Annotated in this window: 19 protein-coding genes; 13 read left to right on the top strand and 6 right to left on the bottom strand. The window is 59.2% G+C overall.

Translation table 11 applies throughout. The features are described from left to right. The first annotated feature begins 16 nt into the window (after positions 1 to 16). The 5 genes from GbCGDNIH8_RS09730 to GbCGDNIH8_RS09750 all read left to right on the top strand — a co-directional run bounded on the left by GbCGDNIH8_RS09730 (position 17) and on the right by GbCGDNIH8_RS09750 (position 2907). Positions 17 to 772 (top strand): F0F1 ATP synthase subunit A, encoded by a 756-nt coding sequence (locus GbCGDNIH8_RS09730; RefSeq protein ID WP_072573022.1) that lies wholly within the window; start codon positions 17 to 19, stop codon positions 770 to 772. 53 nt (positions 773 to 825) lie between these two features. After that, a complete protein-coding gene (locus tag GbCGDNIH8_RS09735; RefSeq protein ID WP_011632568.1) occupies positions 826 to 1050 on the top strand; it encodes an ATP synthase subunit C family protein in 225 nt (74 codons plus the stop codon). Positions 1051 to 1075: 25 nt separating this feature from the next. Continuing rightward, positions 1076 to 1714, top strand: coding sequence for a F0F1 ATP synthase subunit B family protein (locus GbCGDNIH8_RS09740; RefSeq protein WP_172822943.1), 639 nt, complete (start codon positions 1076 to 1078; stop codon positions 1712 to 1714). 15 nt (positions 1715 to 1729) lie between these two features. Further along, positions 1730 to 2245, top strand: coding sequence for a F0F1 ATP synthase subunit B family protein (locus tag GbCGDNIH8_RS09745; RefSeq protein WP_072573024.1), 516 nt, complete (start codon positions 1730 to 1732; stop codon positions 2243 to 2245). A 137-nt stretch (positions 2246 to 2382) separates the two neighbouring features. Continuing rightward, positions 2383 to 2907 carry a hypothetical protein gene (locus GbCGDNIH8_RS09750; RefSeq protein ID WP_072573025.1) on the top strand — a complete coding sequence of 175 codons (525 nt, stop codon included), beginning with the start codon at positions 2383 to 2385 and terminating at the stop codon, positions 2905 to 2907. Here the strand turns inward: GbCGDNIH8_RS09750 and GbCGDNIH8_RS09755 are convergent. The 3 genes from GbCGDNIH8_RS09755 to GbCGDNIH8_RS09765 form a co-directional block, all read right to left on the bottom strand. Then, complete coding sequence (locus tag GbCGDNIH8_RS09755) at positions 2815 to 3627, bottom strand: DUF1194 domain-containing protein (RefSeq protein ID WP_072573789.1); 813 nt, start codon at positions 3625 to 3627, stop codon at positions 2815 to 2817. The genes GbCGDNIH8_RS09750 and GbCGDNIH8_RS09755 overlap by 93 nt on opposite strands. 35 nt (positions 3628 to 3662) lie before the next feature. Then, entirely contained in the window at positions 3663 to 4499 is an 837-nt protein-coding gene (locus GbCGDNIH8_RS09760; RefSeq protein WP_172822944.1) for a pentapeptide repeat-containing protein, read from the bottom strand. 123 nt (positions 4500 to 4622) lie between these two features. Then, positions 4623 to 4934 carry a hypothetical protein gene (locus tag GbCGDNIH8_RS09765; RefSeq protein ID WP_157692620.1) on the bottom strand — a complete coding sequence of 104 codons (312 nt, stop codon included), beginning with the start codon at positions 4932 to 4934 and terminating at the stop codon, positions 4623 to 4625. A 417-nt stretch (positions 4935 to 5351) separates the two neighbouring features. On the opposite strand from GbCGDNIH8_RS09765, the gene ispH reads away from it, so the two are divergent. The 3 genes from ispH to rnhA all read left to right on the top strand — a co-directional run bounded on the left by ispH (position 5352) and on the right by rnhA (position 7844). Continuing rightward, positions 5352 to 6317, top strand: coding sequence for a 4-hydroxy-3-methylbut-2-enyl diphosphate reductase (gene ispH / locus GbCGDNIH8_RS09770; RefSeq protein ID WP_072573027.1), 966 nt, complete (start codon positions 5352 to 5354; stop codon positions 6315 to 6317). Positions 6318 to 6421: 104 nt separating this feature from the next. Beyond that, positions 6422 to 7381 (top strand): homoserine kinase, encoded by a 960-nt coding sequence (locus GbCGDNIH8_RS09775; RefSeq protein ID WP_072573791.1) that lies wholly within the window; start codon positions 6422 to 6424, stop codon positions 7379 to 7381. Beyond that, complete coding sequence (gene rnhA / locus GbCGDNIH8_RS09780; protein WP_072573028.1) at positions 7371 to 7844, top strand: ribonuclease HI; 474 nt, start codon at positions 7371 to 7373, stop codon at positions 7842 to 7844. Before GbCGDNIH8_RS09775 ends, rnhA begins: the two co-directional genes overlap by 11 nt. A 9-nt stretch (positions 7845 to 7853) precedes the next feature. On the opposite strand, the gene GbCGDNIH8_RS09785 is transcribed toward rnhA, so the two are convergent. Next, positions 7854 to 8336 (bottom strand): peroxiredoxin, encoded by a 483-nt coding sequence (locus tag GbCGDNIH8_RS09785; RefSeq protein WP_072573029.1) that lies wholly within the window; start codon positions 8334 to 8336, stop codon positions 7854 to 7856. Between the two features lie 215 nt (positions 8337 to 8551). Here GbCGDNIH8_RS09785 and GbCGDNIH8_RS09790 point away from each other — a divergent pair, with 215 nt between their 5' ends. Further along, a complete protein-coding gene (locus tag GbCGDNIH8_RS09790) occupies positions 8552 to 9166 on the top strand; it encodes a YqgE/AlgH family protein (RefSeq protein ID WP_172822946.1) in 615 nt (204 codons plus the stop codon). Between the two features lie 29 nt (positions 9167 to 9195). Here the strand turns inward: GbCGDNIH8_RS09790 and GbCGDNIH8_RS09795 are convergent, their stop codons facing one another. After that, the gene (locus tag GbCGDNIH8_RS09795; protein ID WP_072573030.1) at positions 9196 to 10062 is read right to left on the bottom strand and encodes a TIGR01459 family HAD-type hydrolase; all 867 of its coding nucleotides are present in this window, start codon (positions 10060 to 10062) and stop codon (positions 9196 to 9198) included. Next, positions 10059 to 11135, bottom strand: coding sequence for a quinone-dependent dihydroorotate dehydrogenase (locus tag GbCGDNIH8_RS09800; protein ID WP_072573031.1), 1077 nt, complete (start codon positions 11133 to 11135; stop codon positions 10059 to 10061). Before GbCGDNIH8_RS09800 ends, GbCGDNIH8_RS09795 begins: the two co-directional genes overlap by 4 nt. A 155-nt stretch (positions 11136 to 11290) precedes the next feature. Between GbCGDNIH8_RS09800 and GbCGDNIH8_RS09805 the strand changes: the two genes are divergently transcribed. From GbCGDNIH8_RS09805 to GbCGDNIH8_RS09820, 4 genes are all read left to right on the top strand, one after another. Continuing rightward, positions 11291 to 11539, top strand: a complete 249-nt coding sequence (locus tag GbCGDNIH8_RS09805) for a hypothetical protein (RefSeq protein WP_072573032.1) — start codon at positions 11291 to 11293, stop codon at positions 11537 to 11539. A gap of 91 nt (positions 11540 to 11630) precedes the next feature. Continuing rightward, positions 11631 to 12296 (top strand): S24 family peptidase, encoded by a 666-nt coding sequence (locus tag GbCGDNIH8_RS09810; protein ID WP_072573033.1) that lies wholly within the window; start codon positions 11631 to 11633, stop codon positions 12294 to 12296. 58 nt (positions 12297 to 12354) lie between these two features. Beyond that, positions 12355 to 13323: a glutathione S-transferase family protein gene (locus GbCGDNIH8_RS09815; RefSeq protein ID WP_072573034.1), complete on the top strand. Its 969-nt coding sequence runs from the start codon at positions 12355 to 12357 to the stop codon at positions 13321 to 13323. After that, positions 13320 to 14606: a class I SAM-dependent methyltransferase gene (locus GbCGDNIH8_RS09820; RefSeq protein WP_072573035.1), complete on the top strand. Its 1287-nt coding sequence runs from the start codon at positions 13320 to 13322 to the stop codon at positions 14604 to 14606. Before GbCGDNIH8_RS09815 ends, GbCGDNIH8_RS09820 begins: the two co-directional genes overlap by 4 nt. Positions 14607 to 14608: the final 2 nt, after the last annotated feature.

The raw sequence follows: 14608 nt of genomic DNA on the forward strand, positions 1-14608 counted from the left end.
GTGATGGAGCATTAAGGTGGCGGCAGAACCCACGATCGACGCGCTCGGCCAGTTCAGGCTGCATCACGGCCTTGGCCCGATTGGCGGCCTGGTGAACTTTACCCAGTCCAATGAAATCATGGTTCTGGGTACCGCCATCGTCCTGGGCATCATCGCCCTGGGCATGCGTCAGCGCGCCGTGGTGCCGGGACGTCTGCAATCTCTGGTCGAAATGTCCTATAATTTCATCATGAGCCTGTGCATCGAACAGATCGGGCATGAGGGAAAGAAGTTCTTTCCCTTCATCTTCACGCTGTTTTTCTTCATCCTGATGGGCAATCTGCTCGGCCTGTTCCCCTATTTCTTCACCTATACCAGCCATGTTGCCGTGACCGGCGGTCTGGCGGCTCTGGTGATCGTGCTGGTGACGGCGGTGGCCCTGCGCTATCACGGCCTGCACTTCTTCTCCTACTTCTTTCCCCCGGGCGCACCGAAGGCGCTGGCACCCATCATCGTGCCGATTGAAATCATCTCCTATCTGTCTCGTCCGGTCAGCCTGTCCATCCGTCTGTTCGCCAACATGGTGGCCGGACATGTGATGTTCGAGGTGTTCGCCACGTTCATGTTTCTGTTGATCGGCGCTCTGGGCACGTTCGGCTATTTCGCCGCACTCCTGCCGATGGCACTGAACGTGACCCTCGTTGGCTTCGAATTGCTGGTGGCGTTCCTTCAGGCTTATGTGTTCGCCATCCTCACCTGTATCTATCTGCACGACGCAGTGCATCTGCACTAACAAGACGCGCAGATTGATCTCTGCCCCTTCATATCAAGCAAGGAACTGAACCCATGGACGTCGCAGCCGCCAAGGCCCTCGGTGCCGGTATCTCTGTTATCGCCCTCGCCGGCGTCGGCCTCGGCATCGGCAACATCTTCGCCTCTCTGATCGCCAGCGTCGCACGCAATCCCTCTTCCCGCGACCAGGTCTTCAGCATCGGCATTCTCGGCTTCGCCCTGACGGAAGCCGTGGCGCTGTTCGCGCTGCTGATCGCCTTCCTGATCCTGTTCGCCTGATCCAGTGATGACCCGGGGCGGGATCGTGACGACCGCGCGCGACGGCGCCCTTCGCGCCTGCCGCGCCGGGTACCGTCAAGTGTTGCTCGGGACTGTCGTAACAGTCCTGAGCACACTGCCAGCTATCGCTTATGCCATGGACCCTGAAAGTCCCGAGCATGAGGGTATGCCTCAGCTGAATTTTGCCAATCCGCTGACCACCAGTCAGGTGGTGTGGATGGCCCTTATTCTGCTTGCGTTCTATCTGTTGCTGTCCAAATGGGCATTGCCCCAGGTCAGCCAGGTGGTGGACGATCGCAATGCCTCCATCATGGGTGACCTCGATTCCGCCCATCTGGCAAAGGCAGAAGCCAACGCCGCCGTGGAAGAGATGAACGACGCCATCCGGCGTGCCAATCTTGAAGGCCAGGCCGAAATCGAAAAAGCCGTATCTACCGCCAAAGCCAAGGCACAGCAGGAAGCCGCTGAGGCGCATGCGCGTCTGGAACGGCAGCTTGCCGATGCGGAAGCCCGCATTGCTTCCTCCCGCGATACCGCCATGAGCGCGTTGCGTGACGTTGCAACCGGCACGACACAGGCCCTGATCGCCCGGCTGACCGGTCAGTCTCCCGCCCAGGATACGGTGGAGCAGGCTGTTGGTCAGGCGCTGGCAGCTCGCAGCTAATATCGGAGGATCGCCATGCAGGCTCATGAACTCAGCGGCGCTCCCTGGCACCACCCGGTTTTCTGGGTGGCCGTTGCCTTTGTTCTGTTCTTCGTTCTGTTCGGTCGGAAAATCTGGGGGGTTCTGACCTCCAAGCTCGACAGCTACGCTGACGAAGTGCGCCAGAATCTCGACGAAGCGCGCAAGCTCCGCCGTGAGGCCGAGGCCATGCTGGAAGATGCCCGCCGCCGCAAGGAACAGGCTCTGGCCGAAGCCAAACGTCTGCTGGAATCCGCTCATGCAGAAGCAGCAAGGGCTGCCAAGGCACTGAGTGACGATGCAGAAGCCAGCATCCGTCGCCGCGAGAAAATGGCCAATGACCGCATTGCCGCGGCCGAAAAGGCTGCCGTCGATGAAGTCCGCTTTGCCGCCGCCGACATTGCCAGCCGTGCCGCCAAGGACATTCTGACACGTGAATTCGGCCCTCAAGCCGATGCAGCACTGATCGACTCCGCCATCAGCAAACTGCCGCAGGCTCTGCGCGCAGCCTGATTGCAGGGTTCTGCACAGTATTGATGCTGAAAAAGGCCATCCTCACCGGTGGCCTTTTTCATGTCCGCAGCATGGCCGCCAGACTCTGTTAAGCTCGGTTACTCGACAATAAACGCTGGCTGTGAACGATAGCCGATATGAAATGCATCGGACTTTTTATCGCCCTGCTCCTGACACTCTGCTGTGCAGGGTGCGATACGCTCAATCCTTTCGAGGGGCCCTATCATCCGCCCGGAGCACCACTGGCGGTTGAAGGTCCCGCCGATATAGCGATGATGCCTCCCATCAGCGGTGCCACACCCTCACAGGCCGCAACCGTGGAAAAAGCCGCTCTGCAGGCGCTCGGGGCACGTAATCTGTTGTCCGAGGCCAAGCCAGACTCGGCACGGCTGGTCATGCGGCTTGCCGTCCTGCAATGGGATGTCACCGCAGCCGGTGGGCGGATCGCACTGGGCATGTCCCTGTTCGACCGTGCAACCGGGAAAAAGCTTTATGAAGGGCAGAGTGCGGCCACCAACATGGATGGGCCTGTTCTGCTCAATCCCGGCACGCTGGGCGCCAATGAAGGCTTACTGGTGCAGGATGCGATGGGAAAACTGCTCAGCCAGCAGGCTTTCATGAAAGCCTGCGCCGAGCCGCCGCACCATTTTCTGTTTTTCTAGAGCCGCCAGAGCCAATGATTCGGGTACAGGCAGGGCGCTGACTTCGCGGGTAAATTTCCGCCGGAAAGCATCGCCGAATTCCTGGAAGCTTTCCGCAGGCACCAGAAACCCTCCCGGCCCTCCGACGACATGGCTGGCATACCAGCCTTTCAGGGTCGCGGCCTCATCTCCCTCCAGAATAGGCAGGCCGTTGATGGTCACACCATCGCCAGCCAGCATATCACGCATGGAGGGAACATCAGGGCTGCTGTTGCAGTTGTCATGGCCATCGCCGGAAACGTCAATCACAACGCGCTCCACCTGCGCCGGCATGGAGGGAAGCGTCTTGTCGGAAATCATCCGCAGGGCCTGCGCCATACAGGTAAAGTCGCCTGGAACACGAGGCAGCATACGAATACGGGCAGCCACTGCATTGGCGTCTGCCTGACCGGTGACCAATGTCCACGGCACAGACAGAACCGGCCTGTCCGCCCATTCGACAACCGCCAGCAACATCGAACGATGCCGCCCAGACAGCATTGCGGTTACAACAGCCGGGTCTTCCAGAGCCCGGGCGATGCCCTCCATTTGCAGGACATAGCGGCTGGTATCCATTGAGCCGGAGACATCCACCGCCAGGACCAGAGCCAGGTCAGCCTTTAGTGTCGCGGCCCAAACGTGTCGAGGCAATGATGATGATGGCAGCAAGGCCACAGCGCCCAGCATCACGCCAGCTATCATGCTCCGCAAAAAGAAGCGGGAGAGCAAAGATTGTTTCATGGATAGGAGACGGCCCGGAATTGGGAGGGCAGCCCTTTTGCCGAATCGAGGCCATGCACGCCGTCAAAACGCGCGCCCTCCAGGTGCGCCCCTGAAAAATCCGCACCCGTCACATCCGCGCCGGAAAAATCGGCCCCGGCCAGATGGGCATGGCGCAGGGAAGTATTCACCAGTCTGGCGCCCTGAAAATGGGTAAATTCCAGAATCACACCATTGAGATTGGCACGGCTCAGATCAGCCCCATCCATCCGGCAGCCGGAAAGATCGGTTGGAAAAGCCCCGATCATACGATTATCGAGCTGAAACTGTGCCCCGACGAGCTTCGCCCCACGCCAATCCCCCCGATTCAGCCGCCCGATCAGCCGAGCCCCTGACAGATCGGCCCCATCGAATCGGGGACTTTCCGACGCCAGCGGATCAAGGGTCGAGAATGCGGCCAACATAAACAGGCTCGCCCCGCGTAAATCGGCATGACTGAAGCGGGCGCGGGTAATGACGCTGTGATCCAGCACGGCCCCACGCAGATCGGCGCCGCTGAGATTGGAATCCGTCAGATTCACACCATACAGATTGCTGCCGGACAATTGGGCATGATGGAAATCCAGCCCTGACAGATCCAGCTCGAAAAGCACCCGGTTGTTCAACTGGGCCGGATGGGCATCGGTGGCGTGCAGCAGCGCACGCACTATCTGCCGAACGGTCATGTCAGCCTGCAACGGGTCCCTGGAATTTTCAGTCAGGGAAGCGGCATGACAGGGCAGAGCAGACAGGAGCATCACACCCAGCGCCAGACAGACATTCAGGCCATATCTTGATAATCGACTTCTGCCCATTGCCATTGTTCCGGTGGAAAGACGGCCAAGTCCGTCACCGACCCCAAAACCGGCGGGCCTGAAAATAGAAAAACCCGGCAGGAACAGCCTACCGGGTTTTTCCTGTTCTGATCCAGCGGCGTCTTACTTTGTAACGCCCGTGCTGGTGCCGGTGTCCGGAACGCCGGCAGCGGCCGGAGGCGTGGTGCCAGCCGGAACATCGGCGACACCCTTCTGGGCAGCCTGCAGGCTCTGCTGGTTCAGGCGATCAACTTCAGTTTCTTTGGCAGTGCCATAAGTGCCGGCATGCTTGAAATCCTTGTGCGCATGATGGGCAGCTGCCTTGGCGCCATCATGCTTTGCAGCATCATGGGCCTGTGCCGGCAGACCCAGCATCGCCACACCGGCAGTCATGCCACCAGCAAAAATGAACGCTTTCGTCAGACGATTCAGCATGGAAACCATCTCCTTGTAAGCAACCGGTCAGAGAATCCGACTGGAAGAGAACCCGATCCTACAGGCCGGGAACATTTTCAGCCCATCCATCCCCAAGGTGCAATTGGCCACATTGAGCGGGACAGGAGCGATCATATCGCATAACGCAACGATCCCTCCTTCTGTTGCAAGGGAATTACTGAAAGATCACCAAGGCCATCCCTGATACGCTTTCGCGCGGGTAAGGCGTCCAAAGGCACATGCCCATAGGAACAAGGCGGGTGGCGCGACTGCAACGGTGACAGGATAAGTCGGTACGCAAACAAGGGATGTTCTCTACCCCGGTCCGGCGGAGTTGCGATGCAACGGCAGCTTCTCTATCTCTCGGTCTGCGGTCCGTGATGGGCTTGCGGCTTTTCCTTGGACTCATGCCGGTGAATGCTCATGACTGATAAACCCTCCCTGCGCATCCTGCTGGCTGGCCCGCGCGGCTTCTGCGCCGGTGTCGACCGCGCCATCCGCGTGGTGGAGGAAGCCCTGAAGCGCTATGGCGCGCCGGTTTATGTCCGTCATGAAATCGTCCATAACCGCTATGTGGTCGAAAACCTTGAAAAGAAAGGCGCCATCTTCGTCGAGGAGCTGGAGGAAGTGCCACCGCATGCGCATGTGGTTTTCTCCGCCCATGGCGTGCCGAAATCTGTTCCCGCCGATGCCGAGGCGCGCGATCTGTCCTATCTGGATGCCACCTGCCCGCTGGTCAGCAAAGTCCATCGGGAGGCCGAGCGCCACTATGCCGGGGGCGGTCCCGATTCCCTGCATATCCTGATGATCGGCCATGCTGGACATCCGGAAGTGGTCGGCACAATGGGCCAGCTTCCCCCCGGCGCCATGACACTGGTGCAGAATGCGGAAGAGGCCGAAGCCGTTCAGCCGCAGGACCCTCACAAGCTGGCCTTTATCACCCAGACGACCCTGTCCGTAGATGATACGGCCGAGATCGTCGCCGTGCTGCGCCGCCGCTTCCCGGATATCGAGGGGCCGAAGCGCGAGGATATCTGCTACGCCACCACCAACCGGCAGGCTGCCGTCAAGGCAATCGCCGAAGATTCCGATCTGGTGCTGGTCATCGGCAGCCCCAACTCCTCCAACAGCCAGCGTCTGCGGGAAGTGGCGGAGCGCGCCGGTGCGCCGCGCGCCATTCTGCTGCCCAATGCCAGCGCGCTGGACTGGACCGTACTGAACGGCGTCAACTGCGTCGGGATCAGCGCCGGGGCTTCTGCGCCTGAGCTTCTGGTTGACGAGCTGCTGGATCGGCTGAGCGAACGCTATCATCTGGATATCGAGGAACGCCGCGTCACCCGTGAAGATGTTGTGTTCAAACTGCCTGCCCCCCTGTGCGACTGAACAGCATCTGATCCCGCCTGCATTAAAACCCTTCTCCTGCGGGTATGGCATGCCATACCCTGCATCCTTCCTATTTCTCTCCTGTTACAGGCCGCACCGCACCCATGGCCGTCTATACTGAAGTCACCGATGAGGCGCTGGCCGCGTTTCTGGCTGAATACGATATCGGCACTGCCGTGGCATTTCGTGGAATCGCGGAAGGGGTGGAGAACAGCAATTACGTGCTGCGTACCACAGGTGGCGACTACATCCTGACGCTGTACGAAAAGCGGGTGGACCCGAACGATCTGCCGTGGTTCCTCGGGCTGATGGAACATCTGGCCGCACGCGGCATCACCTGCCCACAGCCAGTGCGGGGCCGGGATGGGCAAGCGCTGCGCATGTTGTGTGACCGCCATGCCGCTATTACCGGCTTCCTGCCCGGTGTTTGGCCACGCAAGGTGCAGGTGGCACATTGCCATCCGGTCGGAGAGGTGCTGGCGAAGCTGCATGAAGCCGGAGCAGATTATGCGCCGACTCGTCCCAATGCGCTGGGGCCTGAAGGCTGGCCTCCCCTGCTGGCTATATGCCGCAGCCGTGCCGATGAAATCTCCCCCGGTCTGGGCGAGGAATTACAGAAGGCGCTGGACCACGTGCTGGCGGCATGGCCCTCTGATCTGCCAACCGGCCATATCCATGCCGATCTCTTTCCCGACAACGTGTTTTTTCTGGATGATAAGCTTTCAGGCGTGATCGACTTTTATTTCGCCGCCACGGATGCTCTGGCATACGACATAGCGATTGCCCTGAACGCCTGGTGCTTCGAAAGCGATCACGCCTACAATATCACCAAAGGCAGCGCCCTGTTGCGTGGCTATAATGCCATACGCACGCTGACGGAGGCAGAAAAAGCGGCTTTACCGGTCCTGTGTCAGGGAGCCGCACTTCGTTTCGCATTGACGCGTCTGTTCGACTGGCTGAACACGCCTCCGGGCGCAATGGTGACGCGTAAAGACCCGATGGATTACGTCCACCGCCTGCGTTTCCATCTCTCTGCTCCGAATGCAGGCGCTTATGGCCTCTGACCAAACCGTCATGGATACAACGCAGGGCGATAGCAACATCGTCGAAATATGGACGGATGGGGGCTGCAAGCCCAATCCCGGTCCCGGCGGTTGGGCGGCGATCCTGCTCTATCGTGGCACAGAGAAGGAACTCTCAGGTTTCGACCCCGAGACCACCAATAACCGGATGGAGTTGACCGCCGCAGCCGCCGCGCTGGAGGCCCTGACCCGGCCCTGCAAGGTGGTGCTGAACACCGACAGCGAATATGTGCGCAACGGCATTACCCGCTGGAAAGATGGCTGGGTACGTCGTAACTGGCGCAATGCGTCGGGCGATCCCGTCGCCAACATGGATCTGTGGCGACGCTTGCTGGATGCCGCGGCCCGCCATGAGATCGACTGGCGCTGGGTACGGGGCCATGCCGGCAACCCGATGAACGAACGTGCCGATCAGCTGGCGACCAAGGCCCGTATGGAAGGCTGATCGCAGCGGCTACAGCACCGCCAGAATTTGCTCGGCCCGGCTGACATCAAAGCCGCCCGGTGGTTCAATGGCCAGATGGGTGACAATCCCATTCTCCACCACCATCGCGAAACGCTGACTGCGCACTCCGAACCCCCGTGCCGTCAGGTCCAGCTCCAGCCCCAGCGCCCTGGTCAGCACGGCGCTGCCATCGGCAAGCATCAGGATACGCTCCTCAACGCCCTGCTCTCTGGCCCATGCGCTCATGACGAATGGATCATTGACGGACAGGCAGGCAATGATATCGACGCCCTTCTGCTGGAAGGCTTCAAGGGCATTGAGGTAACCGGGCAGATGTTTCGCACTGCATGTCGGCGTAAAGGCACCCGGCACAGCGAACAGAATCACTTTCTTATCTGCGAACAGCGATCCGGTCTCCACTTCCCTGGGGCCATCCGGCGTTGCCGCCATGATTTTGATGGCCGGAAAGACATCACCCGTTTTGACCGTCATACCTGCTTTCAATCCCATGCTTATTGATCAATGCGACAAGAAATCCCGGGGCCCTTGGCCTTGCAGAATCTCCGCATTACTCCCGGTCTACAGAAGCGCACAAGCAGCCCGTCCGCCAGCAAAATCGGCTTCAGCCCCGTCAGGTCGGAGAATGATAAACAATACATCTCAACCTGTCGCTTGCAGGATCGGCCAAGATTGACAATCTATAGGGCATGAAAGACGAACAGCCCTCTCCTGATGACAACACCACGCCATCCGTCGCGACGGCGGATACGCTTTCTTTGGCCGGACAGCTTCTGATCGCTATGCCGGGCATGGAAGATGAGCGCTTTATGCGGAGTGTGATCTATCTCTGCGCCCATTCCGGTGAGGGGGCGATGGGCATCATCATCAATCGCCCGGTCGACAAACCGCGTTTTGATGATCTGCTCAGCCAACTGGATATGCCACCTTCCCCGCCGATCCGCCGGATCGAGATCATGGAGGGCGGCCCGATGGAAAGCGGACGCGGCTTTGTACTCCATACTGCTGACTGGTCGGGCGAAGGCACGTTGCCAGTCCAGAATGGCCTGTCCCTGACCGCCAGCCTCGATGTACTGAAAGCCATCGCCACCGGCGACGGGCCGAGTCAAGGTTTTCTGGCGCTGGGCTATGCCAGCTGGACCGCAGGACAGCTTGAGCGTGAATTGCAACAGAATGCATGGCTGTCCGCGCCAGCCAACCAGACGCTGATTTTCGAGACTGGTCCGGGGGACAGATGGAAAGGCGCCATGGCTCAGCTGAAAATTGATCCCAACCTTCTCTCTACCGAGGCCGGGCACGCCTGAAGTGATCTTGGCGCAAAGCCCAAGCTCTCTTACCAGATGAAGCGCGCCGCCATATAATGCGGTGCGTGTTCAGCCTGCCTGAGGATTGAAACGGCACCTTCCTGCGGGCCGTGGCTATGGGCAGCAGCCTCCTGCCAATGGATGCCGCCCAGAATCCAGCACGCATCCAGCCCGGCGGCACGGGCGCCTGCCATATCCGTAGCCAGTGAGTCCCCGATGGCCACGGTATCTTTCCTCTCACAGCCAAGCGCAGTCATGACCGGCTCATAGACAGTTGCATCCGGCTTGCCGACGGAGCGCACGATTCCGCCAATCTCCGTATAGCGCCTGGCCAGCGCACCGGCGCAAAGAATGGCGACGCCACCTTTGATGACTTTCATATCCGGGTTGGCACAGACCATCGGCAGCCCTGCCTCAAAACAGGCGGCAAGCTCGGCCTCGAACGGTTCGAGACTGGTCGGGTCACGGTGATCATCCGGCCCAGTATTCAGACAGAATTCAGCCTGGGCAGGCGATGAAACCGGATCAAGCCCGCTTCCCTCCAACAGGTTGCGATCCCGCTCCGGCCCCAGATGATAGACACGCCTGCCGAGAGAAGCGAAAAACGGATCACGCCGGGTCACGAGCAGATCATAGGTGACCTCTCCGCTGGTCACGATCCCGTCATAGAGACCATCCTCCACCCCCAACACACGCAGCGCGGCGGCGGCAGACGCGGCACGGCGCGGCGCATTGGACAGCAGCACAACCCGCTTGCCCGCCTGTTTCAGCCGGCTCAGTGCCTCCAGTGCCCCTGGGTAAGGGGCCATGCCATCATGGATCACGCCCCACAGATCGACGATAAACCCCTGATAGCGCTCCGCCAGCGGCGCGATACCGTCCAGAGGGATCGTCACAGGGTCATACTCCGCAAGGCAGCGCCTCTGGCTGCGGCAATATCCTGATAGCCTCGCTCCTCCAGCAATGCCTGCGTTTCCTTCAGGATACGCGGCAACAGAGAGGGCCCCTGCAAGGCAAAAGCGGAATAAAGCTGCACCATGGTCGCCCCATGCTCGATCTTGGCGAGCAGATCGGCACCGCTGGCAACGCCCCCGCATCCCACCAGTGTCAGACGACCGGGGGCCAGTTGCTCGCTCAGCAGCGCGGCACGGCCCAGCATTCTGGTGGAAGCTGCCAGCAACGGCCTGCCGGATAAACCGCCAGCCTCCCCTGCATGCGGGCTGCGCAAGCCTGCGGGACGGGCAATCGTCGTATTGGAGATGATCAGACCATCAACCCCGGCCGCGATACAGCATCGCACCACCCCCTCCAGCCCCTCATCAGCCAGATCGGGCGCGATCTTGACCAGCAGAGGTGGCCTCTGCGGCACGGCACGGGCGATGGAGGCCAGAATGGCGGCCAGCTTTTCCTCTCCCTGCAGGTCTCGCAGACCAGGCGTGTTGGGGGAGGAGATATTGATAGTGATCGTATCGGCATAAGGGGCGACTGCTGCCACCAGGTCTGCGTAATCAGTCTCCGGTTTGGCCCCTTCCTTGTTGATGCCGATATTCGCACCGATCGGCGCCGGATGGTGTTTCAACCGCTTCAGGCGGTCCAGAAAAACCGCAATACCGTCATTGTTGAAACCCATGCGATTGATAACCGCCTGATCTTCGCGCAAACGAAATAAACGTGGGCGGGGATTGCCTGATTGCGGACGTGGGGTGACAGTCCCTGCTTCCACCCAGGCAAAACCCAGACGCAACAACGGCAGGACGGCACGGGCGTTTTTATCAAATCCTGCCGCCAGACCAAGCGGATGGGCAAAACGCTGGCCGAATGCGGACACAGCCAGTCGCGGATCATCCGGCATGCTCTGCCGCCCGGCCAGACCAAGCGACAGGGCACTCAGCCCCCATTCATGGGCATGCTCCGCATCCATACGACGCAATGCTGCAAATCCGGCCTGGCGGAGAAGATCGGTCAACATGGTCCGCTTCTGCCGGAAAGCGGCCTGTCAGGAAAGAGGAACATGCGGCGAGGCTGCCTGCCCAGCCGAAAGACCTTTTGCATCATATGTCTGATGACATGTTTTCATCATTAACACACTTGCATTGACCTGCGTAGAAGTGGCTATTCAGGGTCATGAGCCAGACCGCTTCCTCTTCCTTCGTCTATGATGAACCCTATCTGGAAACCTGCTGCCGTTCCGCGCTTCACCGGCTGAGCCTGAGCGGAGCAGCGGGCCGGCCGGACGGGCTGAAAGATGGCGCCTGTCTCCATCGACTGCAGGCAATGGGCCTGGCACGGCAGGAAAAGGATGGGCAGTTCCGGATCACTCACGAAGGCGTCACCCGGCATAATAGTGAAGTGCTGAAACGACGCAGACCGTAATGCGTTCTGATTTTATCAGTAACCGGACTTTTGAATTCTTTCTCCAGACACAATCTGGTGGAAAATCCCTGTCCAGAGCAGGATTTCCTATATGAAGCATGAGGATATCTGGCGCGCCATAGATACCCTGGCCGCCATCAAAGGCCTGTCGACCTCCGGCCTCGCCAGACGGGCAGGGCTGGACGCGACAACATTCAACTTGTCCAAACGGCAGATGCCGGATGGACGGCAACGCTGGCCAAGCACGGAAAGTATTTCCAAAATTCTTGTTGCGACCGGTGAATCGCTGGGTACCTTCACGTCTCTGGTTAATGGCGCCGAGACCCTTTCCGCAGCCAGCCGACAAGACACCCACTATGGCAGGCGTATTCCGCTGTTCTCTCTGTCCGAATTACAGAACATTCCGATCAGAGGTGAAGCAACCACCTTTCCTTCCGCCCGGGATGAAACCAGCCTGCCAGATGTCGCAGACCGTGAAGCATATGGCATCGAAATCCACGACACCTCGCTGGCGCCACTTTTTCGAGAGGGTACGATCCTGATCGTCTCTCCCAATGCTCCGCTACGCCGCAGCGACAGGGTCATTGTTCGCCTGGCAGCCCATGACGGGGCACCATCCGAAACTGTTTTTGGTCATTTTCACCGACGCTCGGCACGCTGGGTGGACATTTCTTCGCTGAATGGCGAAAAACCTGAGCGGAGTATTTCTTTAACTGCACTGGTGTGGATACACAGAATCGTGTGGGCCAGCCAATAGGAAATGGTTACAGAATGACACCCTTTCACAAGGGGTGTCTTGAACCAAAGGCAGGGGCATGGGTTTGCTGCTAGACGGGGTCTGGAAAACAGACTGGTATGATACCGCCTCCCATGATGGACGCTTCAAACGCGATGCATCATCCTTCAGAAACAGCATTGATCCGGCTGGTCCTTTTCCCCCTGAAACGGGGCGTTATCACCTCTATGTTTCTCTTGCCTGTCCCTGGGCACACCGTACACTGATCTACCGTGTGTTGAAGGGGTTGACGGAGGTTATTTCCGTTTCAGTTACAAACTGGCTGATGGAAGATCACGGTTGGACTTTCGAGCCGGGCGAAGGAACCATACCGGATACGCTTTACGGTGCAAACTATCTGCACCAGATCTACACACGCGCGAAACCGGATTACTCAGGCCGGGTCACGGTGCCGGTGTTATGGGACAAACAGCGCGAAACCATCGTGAACAACGAATCAGCGGAGATCATCAGATTTTTTGATGACGCCTTTGATTCGGTTGCAAAACACCATGTTCATTTCTACCCGCCTGAATACAGGGATGACATTGATGCGCTGAATGCGCGTATCTATGACACGGTCAATAATGGTGTGTACAAGGCCGGATTTGCTACGACCCAGCACGCCTATGAAGAAGCCGTATATCCCCTGTTCGCCACACTGGACTGGCTGGAAGACCGTCTATCCCGACAGAATTTTCTCTGCGGCAACCGCGTCACGGAAGCAGACTGGCGGCTGTTTACCACACTGATCCGTTTCGATTCCGTCTATGTGGGACATTTCAAGTGCAATATTCGTCGCCTGAGCGACTATCCGGAACTTCTGGATTATACGCGGGCGCTCTACCAAGTGCCGGGCATTGCCGATACGGTAAACTTCACCCACATCAAGCGGCATTATTACATGAGCCACCGAACCATTAACCCCGCCGGCATAGTACCGGTCGGGCCTGATCTGCAACTGACGGTCCCAGCCCGGCGCGATGTGGCGGGAGCCATCAGACCGTGACAGGGACCGGCATCGGGGCGGACCAGACTGACAAACTTGTCCTGAAAGACGCGCTTGAAAGCGCCATTCACGCAGCACCGGCGGACAAAACCCTTCTCCGCCGCTATTTCGATGTACTGGGCGAGATTTCAGCAACATATCAGGGGCCACTGACGGTCCATCTGCCGGGCATTGCCCACGCAATCCGTATCCGGTGCGGAACGGATGACAGCGCCATTTGTCGGGGGATTTTCCTTGATGGCTGGTACGACCATGCCCTGCCTGCCTCCCCGCGCCATATTCTGGATCTGGGTGCGCATGCAGGCTTCGCAGCGATCTATTTCGCGAACCGTTACCCGGATGCACATATTCTCTGTGTTGAGGCCGATACAGCCCATTATCGCGCCCTGCTGATGAACACATTGCCTTATCCCAGGATTGCGCATCTGCATGGCGCAGTTTCCGCAACGTCCGGCTGGGCCAGCCCCCTGGATATCGGCAAGGACCGTCAGTCCCGCGATGGGGGGCAACGTTTCACGGTTGAGGGGGAGACTCTCTCGGTCGGAGGCCAGCCAGCCGGTGGGAAGCTGCGCGCCTATGGCGTCATGCAGATCCTGAATCAGTTTGGATGGAAAAGCGCCGACACCATCAAATGCGCCCTGTCAGGAGATGAGGCCGCCCTGTTTTCCGCGTCCACATCCGAATGGCTTGATTCAGTGACCACCCTGCTGATTTCGCGCCACAAGGCCGACGCACCCCTGGATGTTCTGAATGCCATGGCAGATGCTGAACTCTTTGAACCCGTTCAGGGAGAGGGCGTCACAATGCTCCGACGGCTGGGGGCCGGACATTCTGACTCCCGCCCGGCTCCGCTCACGCTGATTGAGGTGGGAACCCTTCGACCCGTCCTATGGGATGGCACAGAACCCGCTCTGTCTCAGAGCTGCTTTCTGGATGATCAGGCTGTTCTGATCCAGGCCGGTCCCATTGGAACCACCCCGACCACCCTGACGATCAGACGCGATTTCAGCGGCCAAAGCCGCCTTGGCGGTGTCATCACATCGTCGGGTGATCCTGATAGTCTGGCCCAGTTGTCCATGATCATCAGGCGCGTCAGGGATCAGGCCGTTCTGCTGGAAAGCGAGTTGCGTCTGCCTGCCGGACAGCAAACCACATGGAAGGCCACCACCCCTCTGATGCAGGGTCTGCACGACATCCGGTTTTCACTGGAGACCGCAGCGGATTCGGCTCCGGGCCAGTCGGCCTGCCTCAGGCTGGGCCATCTGATAGCGGATATAACCTGACC

Origin of the sequence: Granulibacter bethesdensis, from assembly GCF_001889545.1 — a bacterium.
Classification (GTDB): Bacteria; Pseudomonadota; Alphaproteobacteria; order Acetobacterales; family Acetobacteraceae; genus Granulibacter; species Granulibacter bethesdensis_B.